Origin of the sequence: Albirhodobacter sp. R86504 (assembly GCF_042466415.1) — a bacterium.
Lineage (GTDB): Bacteria > Pseudomonadota > Alphaproteobacteria > Rhodobacterales > Rhodobacteraceae > Albirhodobacter.
Window position 1 is genome coordinate 731763 of sequence record NZ_JAXHCH010000002.1, and the last position, 12447, is coordinate 744209.

Consider the following 12447-nt stretch of genomic DNA (forward strand, 5'->3'; position numbering starts at 1 on the left):
TTGTTGCTGGGGCGCTTAAGTCTGGTCCCCGCGCGGGGCGAGCGCGGGGCGAGGTCGCGGTGAGATGCCGGTAAATCCTTTTTAGGCAATGGCTTGTGGGGGGACTCTCACGCGTTTCTGCCGCGTCGTCGCGCCGGTTTTCGATCGCCCCGTCCATCAGAGCCATGCCGAACACCCCCGTCGCGCCGACGAGTCACGCGCCGCTTGGCGCTGTGAATCTGGCGCGAAAGACCGCCTGCGCCCGCGTTGCTCGGCGAACTGCGTTTGGCTGTGCTTGGCAAGCGGTATGAGATGCCATAGAACAGGGCCGAACAGGCAGCCGTTTGCGCGGTTGCCCCATGCGGAGGCAGTTTGCGCGGCGCGCAGATCGCTCCGGCCCGAGAGCGGGTCCAATGAACGGGCATGGGACATAGCAGGGATGAGGGCACGCGATGAGCGATACTGACAGCTTTATTGACGAGGTGACCGAGGAAGTTCGCCGCGATCGCCTTTTCGGGCTGATGAAACGCTACGGTTGGATCGGCATTGCCGCCGTTGTGGGGATTGTTGGCACCTCGGCGGCGTTTGAGTGGAAAAAGGCGAGCGATGCATCGCAGGCGCAGGCGTTCGGCGACGCCGTCTTGCAGGCCGTTAGCACCGAGGATCAAGTCGCAGCGCTTGGCGCGATTGAGGCGGAAGGCGTTGGCCGGATCGCGGTGCGCGATTTGCTAACCGCGACGGAGATGGTCACCGCTGGCGATATCGCCGGCGCGGTTGCCACGCTGCAATCCGTCGCGGCGGTTGAGGGCATACCAGCCTCCTTGCGCGATCTGGCGGCTTACAAGGCGGCGACGATTGCAAGCGATGCGGAGATGAGCGTTGAGGACCGCAAAGCGGTGTTCGACCGTCTCGCCGTGCCGGGCAATGGATACCGTGCCTTGGCGATGGAAGGTCAGGCGCTGATCTTGCTGGATCAGGGCGATGAAGCGGGCGCGCGCAGCTTGTTTGATCAAATTCTCTCGGAGCCGGGCGTGACTTCATCCTTGCGTCAACGCGCCTCCGAGCTTTTGCTGACTTTGGGTGAGCAAGCCCCCGCATAATGCGGCACTGATGGGCCGCGCCGGTCAGGCGCGGTTATTCGAATGTAATAGTTAGGCCCGTTTCGGGGATCGTCGATCTATCGTCCTCAACCGAAACGACACGCCTCGGAACGAACAGGGAGAAGCGCAGTGACGCGTATCGGCAGCATCTCGGTTTTGGCGCTTCTGGCGGCCCTAGCGGCCTGTGCCCCCAAGCAAATTCCCCTTGCGGGCGAGCGGCTTGATCCGCGCGATGTCACCGGATCGGGCGCGGCGCTGGATGTGTCTCAAACCGGTGCGGCGCTGGCGTCTGAAGGCCCGCGCGCGGTGGCGATTTCCTTGCCGGCGCAAACCCGTAACGCGGAGTGGACACATCGCGGCGGTTCGGCATCCCATGATTTTGTGAACGCGGCGATTGGCGCGGGCACAACGCCGGTTTGGACCGCACCAATTGGCGCAGGCGCAGGCCGTAAGCATCGCATCACAGCCGATCCGGTTGTGGCACAGGGCCGCATTTTCACACTCGATTCGCGCGCGGGCGTCGTGGCGACGTCGGAAGCGGGGGCAACGCTGTGGTCAAGCGACCTCACCCCCGCCGGCGAGCGGGCGGATGATGCATCGGGTGGCGGTTTGGCGACCTCGGGCGGCAAGGTGTTTGTCAGCACGGGCTTTGGCGAACTCGTTGCGTTGGACGCGGCGACGGGCGCGGTCATCTGGCGTCAGGAGTTGCCCGCAGCAGTGGGCGGCGCGCCTGCGGTCTCGGGCGATCTGGTCTATGTCGTCTCGCGCGATAGCACCGCCTACGCGATCCGCACCTCGGACGGTAAAATCCAATGGCAACTCGCCGGCCTTCCCTCGCGCACAGGGGTCACGGGCGTCGCAGGGCCGGGCGTGGACGGGCAGATCGTGGTCTTCCCGTTTGGCACTGGCGATCTGAAGGCCGTTTTGAAAAAAGGCGGGCGGGATCTTTGGACGGGCCGCGTCGCAGGCAACCGATTGGGCCGCGCTTACACCGCGATCCGCGATGTGACGGGCGATCCCGTGATCGCGGGCGGGCGCGTGTATGCGGGCACGTCGGCAGGCCGGATGACGGCGTTTGACGCCAGATCGGGCGCGGAGATCTGGTCGGCCACGCAAGGGCCGCTGGGGCCTGTGCAAGTCGCGGGTGGATCGGTGTTCCTCGTCTCCGACAACAGCCAGCTCGTGCGGTTGGATGCCGCTACGGGCGCGCAAGTCTGGGCGATTGACCTGCCGTATTACGTGCCCGTGTCGAAAGACAAAAAACGCCGTGATATTCGGGCGCATTACGGGCCAGTTCTGGCGGGCGGCAAATTGTTCGTGGCGTCATCGGATGACACCTTGCGCGTGTTCGATCCTGTCTCGGGGCAGATGACGGCGACAGCGCCAATCGCGGGCGGTGCGTCCTCTGCGCCGGTCGTTGCCAATGGCACGCTTTATGTCGTGTCTGCGGATGGGGTGTTGCACGCTTACCGGTAAACGCGCGCGCCCGCAAAAAACGGGCCGCGAACGTGAGAGATGAGGGCAGGGGCAGCAATGCCCCTTTGCCTTTGCTTGCAAAGCGTGTATGGGGTCCGCTTCCACGGAGAGAAACATGAGCTTTACCCTCGCCATCGTCGGTCGTCCGAATGTCGGCAAATCCACTTTGTTCAACCGTTTGGTCGGCAAACGCCTCGCGCTGGTCGATAACCAGCCGGGTGTGACGCGCGATTTGCGCGAGGGCGACGCACGTCTTGGCGATTTGCGCTTTATTGTCATCGATTCGGCCGGTTTGGAGCTTGTCGAAGACGACAGCCTTCAAGGCCGGATGCGGCGATTGACCGAACGCGCCGTCGAGGAGGCAGACATCTGTCTGTTCGTGATTGATGCGCGGTTGGGTGTGACCCCTGCGGATGAAATTTTCGCGGATATCTTGCGCCGTAAAAACGCCAACGTCATCGTCGCGGCCAATAAGGCCGAGGGCAATGCCGGCGAATTGGGCGCGATGGAAGGCTGGACTTTGGGTCTCGGTGAGCCGCTGCGGATTTCGGCAGAGCACGGCGAGGGGATGGACGATCTTTACCGCATCCTCGTGCCCTTCGCGGACGAATATGAAGAAAAGAACCGCCACAACATCCCCGAGACCGATGTCGAGATCGATCCGGACTCTGAGGATGAGGATGTCTATCAAGCCCCGAGCGAAGCCAAGCCGTTACAGCTTGCGGTGATCGGGCGTCCGAATGCGGGCAAATCGACGCTGATCAACAAGATCTTGGGTGAGGAGCGGTTGCTCACAGGGCCCGAGGCCGGGATCACGCGCGATGCGATCTCTGTCAAGACGACCTTCCTCGGCACGCCGATGCGGATCTTCGACACCGCCGGGATGCGCAAAAAGGCGAAGATTTCTGATAAACTCGAGAAGCTTTCGGTCTCTGACGGCATCCGCGCGGTGCGCTTTGCGGAAGTCGTGGTTGTTTTGCTCGACGTCGACATTCCGTTTGAACAGCAAGATTTGCGGATTGCAGATTTCGCCGAAACCGAGGGCCGTGCGGTCATCGTGGCGGCGAACAAATGGGATCTTGAGGACGACAAACCGGCCAAGCTCAACGAGCTGCGCGAGGCGTTTGAACGTCTGCTGCCGCAGCTGCGCGGCGCGCCGCTGATCACGGTTTCGGCCAAGACGGGCAAGGGATTGGATCGTTTGCACGATGCGATCTTGAAAGCGCATGCGGTCTGGAACCGCCGGATCACCACCGCAAAGCTGAACCAGTGGATGCAGGTGATGACCGAGGCGCACCCGCCCCCCGCACCGGGCGGTCGTCGCATCCGTTTGCGCTATATGACGCAAATCAAGACGCGTCCGCCTGCCTTTATCGTGAAATCGACGCATACCGACAAGATTCCGGAAAGCTATGGCCGTTATCTCGTAAACGGTCTGCGCGAGAGCTTCGATATGCCTGGCACGCCGATCCGTCTGATGTTCCGCGACCAAGGTCAGGACAACCCGTATAAGGATCGCAAAAAGTCGATCCCGTCGCGCCTGAAAAAGCACGTCGATGCGGGCAAAACGAAAAAGGGCAAGGGCGGCGATCTGTCCGACTAAGCCAATCGACATGAGCCAAAAAGCGGTCCTTCGGGGCCGCTTTTTTCATGGAACGGGAGGCTGCGCGGCTGAGGGCACGGGCATCTGGGCGGGGGCGCCGGGCGCAGCGGAAAAGCTCTGACGACTGCGCATTACAGGCCTACAGGTTGTATTTTCGTTGATTTACATAGGGTAAGCGAAAGACACGGCGAGAAACTTCCCTGCCTTGGTGGCGGTTTCGGCGGATTTACGCTAATGTAGACCGTAGACTAACCAAAAGAGGGATGATCATGACAGATGAAACCACGGCGGGGATCCCCTCGCCGGATGGTGCGGCGGATGTGATCGATACCGATTACACCATCGGCCAAGATAATCTGGAGGGCAGTGTCGGGCCGTTCGGATTTGATATCCACAATCCTGTGTTCCAGATTTCGGGCCTCAGCGTTGTGGCTTTCGTATTCTATACTCTGGCTTTGCCCGAACAAGCGGGCATGGTGTTTGGCTGGCTTTTCGGGACTGTGACGAAGGGGTTTGACTGGTTCTTCATCGGCGCGGCGAATATTTTTGTTTTGTTTTGTTTGATGCTGATCGTCACGCCTTTGGGCAAGGTGCGCCTTGGTGGGGCGGAGGCAAAGCCTGACTATGGCTATACGGGCTGGTTTGCGATGCTGTTCGCGGCGGGCATGGGCATTGGCCTGATGTTTTACGGCGTGTCGGAGCCTTTGACCCATTTCTCGACCGCGTTCGGTGGTGTGAGCATTGAGAACGGTGTGCGCACGGATTGGTCGCCATTGGGCGGCGCTGAGGGCGATCAGGAAGCGGCGATCCGGTTGGGTATGGCGGCGACGATCTACCACTGGGGACTTCACCCTTGGGCGATTTACGCAGTTGTCGGCCTGGCAATGGCATTGTTTAGCTATAACAAGGGCTTGCCACTGACGATCCGCTCCGCGTTCTACCCGATTTTGGGCGAGCGGATCTGGGGCTGGCCGGGGCATATCATTGATATTCTGGCGGTGTTTGCCACGCTCTTTGGTCTGGCGACGTCGCTAGGCTTGGGCGCTACGCAGGCGAATGCGGGTCTCAATGAGCTCTTCGGTGTGCCGATCAATGCGACGATGCAGGTTTTGTTGATCACGGGCATCACGGCGGTGGCGCTTGTGTCTGTGCTGCGCGGTTTGGACGGGGGGGTGAAACTCCTCTCAGAGATCAATATGGGCCTCGCGTTCTTGTTGCTAGGCTTTGTGCTTCTTGTGGGGCCGACATTGGCGATCTTGTCGAATTTCGGCACGTCACTCATTGCCTATTTCGAATATCTGCCAGCGCTCGCCAATCCGGTGAACCGTCCTGATACCAACTTCATGCAGGGCTGGACGGCGTTTTACTGGGCATGGTGGATCAGCTGGTCGCCATTCGTGGGGATGTTTATCGCGCGCGTCAGCCGCGGACGCACAGTGCGTGAATTCATCACCTGTGTTCTGCTGATCCCGAGCCTTGTGTGTGTGTTGTGGATGAGCGTCTTTGGCGGCGTTGCGATCCAACAGGTCGTGCAAGACGGCTACACGCTTGCACAAGACGCCGAGCTTCCGCGTCAGCTGTTCCAGATGTTGGATGCCTTGCCGCTGGCGTCGATTACCTCGTTCATCGGCATCGTTCTGGTGATCGTGTTCTTCGTCACATCGTCGGATTCGGGTTCGTTGGTGATCGATACGATCACCGCAGGCGGGAAAGTCGATGCGCCTGTGCCGCAGCGCGTATTCTGGTGCATCTTCGAGGGGGCCGTTGCGATTGTGCTCCTGCTGTCGGTCGGCGGATTGAAATCACTTCAATCCATGGTGATCTCGACAGGGTTGCCGTTCACGGTGGTACTGCTCGTCATGTGTTGGGCGATCTTCCGCGGGCTGCAAAGCGAGCGCGCGATCAACTGATCGCCTTGATCTTGACATATGAAACACCCCGCGACGCACATCGCGGGGTGTTTCTTTTTAGCCTTTCGTCCGATGATCTCAGAACTTCATCGTGACGCCCAAGGTGACAGTCCGACCCGCGGCATAGATGGGATCAATCCCGCCACGGTTGGTGCTGTAGGCGTATCCTGTGCGCTCATAATAGGTCTCATCGAGCAGGTTATCGACGTCGAGGCGCACCGAGACCGTGTCAAACCGCGCTGGCTGCCATTCGGCATAGGCGCTCAAGACGGTGTAGGAGGGCTGATCGACAAAGCCCGCATCCGTCGCCGCCGTGTCGGAGATCTCGCTCGCCCATTCGACACTCGCCCCCACAGTCATATTATAGGCGACGAGGTCATGATCGACGTAAAGCGTCGCCATCGTGCCGATCGGCATGAAGTAGCCACTGCTTGGCACGGCGGATTCGCCACCGATCGTCACATCCGCTTTCGTGAGCGTGCCGCCAACGCGGGTGCCGCCGAAATCGTAGTTACCGTTCAGAGTAAAGCCGCGCGTGCGATATTCGTCGGGATCATTGGTCAAAACAGCAGGCGACCATCCGTAGGAGGGCTGGCCGTTGATTTTGGTGTCAAAGAAGGTAATCCCGCCGCGGAAGTCATTTTGCGTGAAGTTCGCGCCGAGCTTGACGTTTTGCGACCGGCCGGTATCAAAGCCGGGATCGGTGTAGAACGAGCTGTCACGCGCGTGGAGATAGCCATAGTCGCCGATCACATAGCCAAGGTAGGTCGAGGACGCGCCCGCGAAAAGCTCCAACCCTTCCGTAACCTTGTAGGCCAGCGTGCCGTTGACGCTGCCGCCCGTGCTGGAGAACCGTTCGCCGTCCCAATCGGTGAAGCGGCTCGCGTCATAGCGTGCGCCCGTCGACAGCGATAGATCTTGACCAAGGTCGAACCGGCCTTGCGTGAACACGCCGATCTGCGAGGTTGAGAAGTTGCGGTATTGGCGATCGTTGTTGCCGTAGTTGTTGGTGAAATAGTCGTGCTGTTTGAAGTCGACACCGGCGGTGATTTTACCCATGCCCGTGGTGAAGGTGTTTTGCACTTTGCCGCCGAACGTGTCCTCCTCCAACTGCATGTTGCCGTTGGTGCTGGTCGTGTAATTGTCGCGGTAATAGTCATTCTCGCTGAAGTAGAGAGTGGCTTCGGGGTCCCACGAGTTGGTTGCGTTGGTGGTGGTGTATTTCAGGCTGATGGAATCGCGCGTGACGACCATTGGATAGGCTGTCGTGTCGGTGGACAGGCCGAGGTTCATCTTGATCGTGCGGTCCGCCGCATCGCGGCCATGTTCGAAGTTCACTTCAAAGCGGTGATCCTCAACCTCATAACCGAGCTTCGCGATGACATTCGTCGCAGCCGGTTCTGTGCCCAGAACTTCGACGCCGTCGCCTGTCTCGTAGTTATCCCCGTTCGACTCATTGGCCATGACGAACCAATCAAACCCCGCGTATTTGCCATAGCCTGCTAGGCTAGTGGTCAGGCCTGCGCCGTTTGACCCGTAAGAAACGGATGCGCGTCCGCCAGTGGTTTGGCCATCCTCAAGAAGATCTTGCGCGCCCACGGTCTCGTAACGGATCGCGCCTGCGGCTGCGGCAAAGCCGGAATCGGCTGCGGCGGCGCCAGCTTCGACCTCAACGCGCTTGAGGAATTTCGGATCGACGACATTCGAGCCGGTGTGGTGCCAGCTTGTCGCGGGTTGTGGGACGCCGTCGACACTGACGGCGAGGTTGGATTGCTCCATGCCGAGCACGTGGATCTTCTTGGCAGGGCCGCCGCCGCCCGACACGGAGATCGACGAATTGCGCGAGAAGAGTTGCGAGACATCCGCCGGCGCAAGCGTTTCGATATCACCCAGCGTGAGAACGGTGCCGCCTGTTGCGGTGATGTTGTCTTCGCCTTCGCGGATGATCGTGATCGGATCAAGGGCGAAGGTTTCTGCCTCTTGCGCGTGCAGCGCGGCGGTCATCGCGAGGAGCGATGTGCCCGCGAGGGGCAAGAGGCGTGGTAGGAATTGAGGGGGGAAGCGCATGGGTATCTCCGTAACATTTCATCAAAAGCGCGTGACGCTGGGGCGCTTATAATCTTGACTAAAATACTACGGAATATAAACCTGACAAAATTACTATGGATTTAGCATCCTGTGACCAAAAAGCCTCGGCCCAACCTCAAATGCGGTTGGGATTTTTTGTCATTTTTAATCAACAGTTTGAGATCCAAGCTTCACCTAGTGATCGTGCCCAGAGTTGCGCGATTTGTTCGCAAATCGATTCGAGTTTACGACACGTCGGCCCCAACTCAGAGGTGGTGAAGCACCAAAGGCTTGCCGTCGATTTCCGTCACGCGCAAATCCATATCGTAAATCTGACCCAACGCGTGCGCGGTGCAGACCTCGGCGGGCGTTCCTTGTGCCGCGATCTCACCTGCCTTCATCGCAACGATATGATCTGACCAAGCGGCCGCGTGATTGATATCGTGCAACACCACAACGATGCTTCGCCCCAAATCCCGCAACAGCGCCAGATGGGCCATCACGCCGCGCGCATGTGCCATATCAAGCGCGGCGAGCGGTTCGTCCAGCAAAAGCCAATCGGCCTGTTGTGCAAAGCTCATCGCGATAAAGGCGCGTTGGCGCTGGCCGCCCGATAGCTCCTCGATAAAACGATTTGACAGGGGCGCCAGATCGAGCGCCTCCAAGGCTTGCGAAACGATAGCGTGATCTTGCGCTGTGGCGCGGCCCTGATGATGGGGCCAACGCCCGAACGCGACGAGTTCATGCACGCGCAGGCGACTATGCAGGGGATTGGATTGCGATAAGATCGCCATGCGGCGCGCCAAAGTGCGACTATCGGTGCGTGCAACATCGTCGCCCTCTATGAGAATTTGACCGGATTGCAAATCCGCTAGCCGCCCGATGACGGAAAGAAGCGTCGATTTTCCCGCGCCATTGGGGCCGATCAATGCGGTGATCTTCCCTTTCGGGATCGTCAGCGTCAGATCGCGTAAAATCGGCGTTGTGCCGATCGCATGGCTCACATTTTGAAGCGTGATCATCGCATCCGTCCCTTTAACAAAAGCCATAAGAAGAACAATCCGCCCGCAAATTCGATCACGACGGAGAGGGTGGATTGCAGGCCCAAGGCGCGCTCGAACAGGGTTTGCCCTGCGACAAGCATGAGCATCGAAATCAGCATCGCGACGGGCAGCAGGGTCGCGTGGCGTGGCGAGGGGGAGAGGTGATGCGCGAGGCCCGAGACCAGCAGGCCGAAAAAGGCAACTGGCCCGACAAGCGCAGTCGCCACCGAGACCAGCACCGCGACAAGCGCGAGCGCGAGCAAAACGATGCGATCATGCGGCAGCCCGAGCGAGATCGCAATCGGTCGCCCCAGCGCCAGAACATCAAGTTTCGGCGCAAGGATCAACGCGAAGACGATCGCCCCGCCAAACAGCACCGTCGCAAATGGCAGAAGGCTCGTGTCGATCTTGGCAAAACTCGCGAAGCTCGCACTTTGCACCGTGGCATAGGCGTTCGGGTCCATGATCCGCGTCAAAAAGCCGGAGATGGAGCGGAACAAAACGCCAAGGATCACCCCCGTCAGGACAAGCCGGGCAACATCCTGCCCGCTGGCGGCGCGCGAGCGCGGGCCTAACAATGTTCCAAATAGCGCAAGGGCCGCCAGCATCATAACCGCGACCTCAAGGCCAAATTTCGCTTGCGCGGGCAGGGATGCAAAGCCTGTGAGGCCAAGCCCCGCGACAAGTCCCGTCTGCATCAAGATGTAAAGCGCATCAAACCCCATGATCTGCGGCGTGAGAATGCGATTGCGGCAGACGGTCTGAAACAAGATTGTCGCCGCCGCGACAGAGGCGCCAACCAGCAGCATCCCGACCAGCTTGCCTGCGCGCAGTTCCAGCACAAAGCCGAGGCGCGGGCCGAATGCCCCAAAGCCGAGCCCCCAAAAGAGATAGGCCGCACAGGAGATCAAAAGACCAAGGCCGAGCCCCGCGAGCAGGCGCTTTCGCCTTGCCGCGGTTTGGGCCGCGATCAGATCGATGTCTTGTGCGAGGTATTGGCGTGCCTCATCCATTGGGGCGCTCACGGTAGAGAAGCCACAGGAACAGCCCCGATCCCAAGATCCCCAGCACCGTGCCAACCGGCACCTCGTAGGGGTAGCGCACCAAACGGCCAATGATATCGCACGCCAGCACCGCAACCGCGCCGCCAGCCGCCGTCGCGGGCAGGGTGGTGCGCAGATTGTCCCCCATCAATCGCGCAATGATATTGGGCACGACCAATCCGATGAACGGGATCATGCCGACCGTCACGATCACCAAAGCCGTCACGATTGACACCACGACAAGGCCGAGGCGCATCACCGCATCCGTATTGAGCCCCAAGCCCGTTGCCGTTTCGCGCCCCAGCCCGAGAATGGAAAACCGGTCGGCCGCGAACCACGCCAACCCCGCCGCGGCGCCCGCGATATAGAGAAGCTCGAACCGCCCCGCGATCACGCCGGAAAACTCACCCGTCATCAGCCAGACCGAGATGAGTTGCAGCAGATCGGTTTGCCAGCCGATGAAGGTCACAACCGCGCCCAGCACGCCCGACAAGATGATCCCTACCACCGGCACGAGCAAAACCTCTCGCGGGGGCAGGCGACGGATCAGTTTGATAAACAGCGCAGTGCCAAGCATCGCGCTCACGCTGGCGACCACCATCTTGAGGAAAATCGATGCGTTCGGCGCGAGGATCGTCACCGCGAGCAAGCCGAGCGCCGCGCTTTCGGATGTGCCGGTGGTGCCGGGCTCGACAAATCGGTTGCGCACGAGCTGTTGCATGACGACGCCCGCTACGGCGAGCGCAGCGCCCGTCAAGATGACCGCAAGCGTGCGCGGAAGGCGCGATACGGTCAGGATCATCACCGCCTGAGGATCATCCCGCAGTGCCGCAAAGCCGATGCCGGCCGCGCCGATCAACACGCTTGCGCAGGCCAGCGGGAGGAGCAGCGCCGCAAGCGCCAGCGCAACGCGGCGCCCGTCTTGCGCGGCGGGGCGGGCGGGCGCGTTTTGCGGTGCGGAGGTGAGGTTAGGGAGGGTCATATCAGTCGCGACTGGCTTTTATTATGGCGGGCGAAGGGGCTTGGCCGCGAGAAAATGGTGCGGGGCGGTGGCGTCGGTGTCATCGTCGCGAGCCTTTTGGGCGTCGTTATGGTCGGGCGGGGAAGGCCTTTGCCCGAGGCGCAAGGGCTATGCAGGGCGCTGTTGAGGCAACGCGCGCCCTGCATCTCGACGCTTATTTGGTGAAGGCCGTAGCGATCTCGTCAAAGGATTGCGTCATCGCGGTATAGCCGCCGCCCGCGATATAGAGCGGGGCAGGCGAGAGCATGACGATCTGGCCCTTTTGCGCCGCGGTTGTGCCGTTGATGAGCGGGTTATCCAAGGTTGTGTCGGCGGATGCGGCCTCACCGACCGCGACAGAGCGATCAATCACGATCAACCAATCGGGATTCACCTCTGCGATAAATTCGAACGACACAGAATCGCCGTGGGTCTCGGGCACGAGCTTGTCAAACGCCTGCGGGAGGCCCAACGCGCTGTGAATCCACCCGAACCGCGACCCCACGCCGTAAGCCGATACTTTCGGCCCGTTTGTCATCAAAATCAAACCGTTGCCCTTGCCTGCGACGGCATCTTGTGCGGCTTTGAGCGAGGCGTCGAAGCGCATCGTCATCTCGGTGGCTTGGTCTTGCTTGTCGAAAAGCGCGCCGTAAGATTCGATCCGGCTGCGGGCATCGTTGATTGTGTCTTGCGAAATTGTCATGTCGAGTGTCGGCGCGAGCTTGGACACAGCGTCATATTGAACGGCTGTACGCCCGCCGATGACGATCAGATCGGGGTTGATCTGGGCGAGAGCCTCCAAATTCGGCTCGAACAATGTGCCGACCTGCGGCGCGTTCACGCCAGAAAGATAGGGCACATAAAGCTTGTCGGGCACGCCCGCGAGATCGACGCCCATCGCGGTGAGGGTATCGATCGCGGCGATATCAAAGACGGCGACATTTTCGGGGGCCATCGACACTGTCGCCTCGCCGCGGGCGGTCGATACGGTGATTTCTTGCGCGGCGGCAGGCGCGGTTTGCAGCGCGATCAATGCGGCGATCAAGGCGGGCAGGGCGCGCAGGCGCGCTTTGCGAGGGGCTGCGGTTTTGGTGCGGGTCAGCTGGATCATGTCAATCGTCCCAAAGGCGGCAACGCGCCGCGGTTTCGCAATCCGGCGCGGCTCGAGAGCATCGCGCGGGGCTTTTTGCTGCTTAGCGGGTGGGGTCCGAAACGTCCAGAAAAAT

At 60.6% G+C, this 12447-nt stretch carries 9 protein-coding genes; 4 read left to right on the top strand and 5 right to left on the bottom strand.

Annotation, left to right across the window (positions count from 1 at the left end; translation table 11 throughout):
- Positions 1 to 431: 431 nt before the first annotated feature.
- The 4 genes from SJY32_RS05605 (at position 432) to SJY32_RS05620 (ending at position 6068) form a co-directional block, all read left to right on the top strand.
- Complete coding sequence (locus SJY32_RS05605; RefSeq protein WP_376872636.1) at positions 432 to 1079, top strand: tetratricopeptide repeat protein; 648 nt, start codon at positions 432 to 434, stop codon at positions 1077 to 1079.
- 129 nt (positions 1080 to 1208) lie between these two features.
- Positions 1209 to 2555 carry a PQQ-binding-like beta-propeller repeat protein gene (locus SJY32_RS05610; RefSeq protein ID WP_376872638.1) on the top strand — a complete coding sequence of 449 codons (1347 nt, stop codon included), beginning with the start codon at positions 1209 to 1211 and terminating at the stop codon, positions 2553 to 2555.
- A 115-nt stretch (positions 2556 to 2670) separates the two neighbouring features.
- Entirely contained in the window at positions 2671 to 4158 is a 1488-nt protein-coding gene (der, locus tag SJY32_RS05615) for a ribosome biogenesis GTPase Der (protein ID WP_376872640.1), read from the top strand.
- Positions 4159 to 4427: 269 nt separating this feature from the next.
- On the top strand, positions 4428 to 6068 hold the full coding sequence (locus SJY32_RS05620) for a BCCT family transporter (protein ID WP_376872642.1): 1641 nt from the start codon (positions 4428 to 4430) through the stop codon (positions 6066 to 6068).
- Between the two features lie 78 nt (positions 6069 to 6146).
- Here SJY32_RS05620 and SJY32_RS05625 read toward each other — a convergent pair whose 3' ends face one another.
- The 5 genes from SJY32_RS05625 to SJY32_RS05645 all read right to left on the bottom strand — a co-directional run bounded on the left by SJY32_RS05625 (position 6147) and on the right by SJY32_RS05645 (position 12332).
- Entirely contained in the window at positions 6147 to 8135 is a 1989-nt protein-coding gene (locus SJY32_RS05625) for a TonB-dependent receptor domain-containing protein (RefSeq protein WP_376872645.1), read from the bottom strand.
- A 266-nt stretch (positions 8136 to 8401) separates the two neighbouring features.
- Positions 8402 to 9157, bottom strand: coding sequence for an ABC transporter ATP-binding protein (locus tag SJY32_RS05630; RefSeq protein ID WP_376872648.1), 756 nt, complete (start codon positions 9155 to 9157; stop codon positions 8402 to 8404).
- The gene (locus tag SJY32_RS05635) at positions 9154 to 10191 is read right to left on the bottom strand and encodes an iron chelate uptake ABC transporter family permease subunit (RefSeq protein WP_376872651.1); all 1038 of its coding nucleotides are present in this window, start codon (positions 10189 to 10191) and stop codon (positions 9154 to 9156) included. Before SJY32_RS05635 ends, SJY32_RS05630 begins: the two co-directional genes overlap by 4 nt.
- A complete protein-coding gene (locus SJY32_RS05640) occupies positions 10184 to 11203 on the bottom strand; it encodes an ABC transporter permease (RefSeq protein ID WP_376872654.1) in 1020 nt (339 codons plus the stop codon). Before SJY32_RS05640 ends, SJY32_RS05635 begins: the two co-directional genes overlap by 8 nt.
- A 193-nt stretch (positions 11204 to 11396) precedes the next feature.
- The gene (locus tag SJY32_RS05645; protein WP_376872657.1) at positions 11397 to 12332 is read right to left on the bottom strand and encodes a siderophore ABC transporter substrate-binding protein; all 936 of its coding nucleotides are present in this window, start codon (positions 12330 to 12332) and stop codon (positions 11397 to 11399) included.
- Positions 12333 to 12447 lie beyond the last annotated feature (115 nt).

Bases quoted from the DNA above. Each gene is read 5' to 3' on its own strand.
- SJY32_RS05640 (WP_376872654.1), bottom strand. From the start codon at position 11,203: ATGACCCTCCCTAACCTCACCTCCGCACCGCAAAACGCGCCCGCCCGC.
- SJY32_RS05635 (WP_376872651.1), bottom strand. From the start codon at position 10,191: ATGGATGAGGCACGCCAATACCTCGCACAAGACATCGATCTGATCGCG.
- SJY32_RS05605 (WP_376872636.1), top strand. From the start codon at position 432: ATGAGCGATACTGACAGCTTTATTGACGAGGTGACCGAGGAAGTTCGC.
- SJY32_RS05625 (WP_376872645.1), bottom strand. From the start codon at position 8,135: ATGCGCTTCCCCCCTCAATTCCTACCACGCCTCTTGCCCCTCGCGGGC.
- SJY32_RS05620 (WP_376872642.1), top strand. From the start codon at position 4,428: ATGACAGATGAAACCACGGCGGGGATCCCCTCGCCGGATGGTGCGGCG.
- SJY32_RS05630 (WP_376872648.1), bottom strand. From the start codon at position 9,157: ATGATCACGCTTCAAAATGTGAGCCATGCGATCGGCACAACGCCGATT.
- der (WP_376872640.1), top strand. From the start codon at position 2,671: ATGAGCTTTACCCTCGCCATCGTCGGTCGTCCGAATGTCGGCAAATCC.
- SJY32_RS05645 (WP_376872657.1), bottom strand. From the start codon at position 12,332: ATGATCCAGCTGACCCGCACCAAAACCGCAGCCCCTCGCAAAGCGCGC.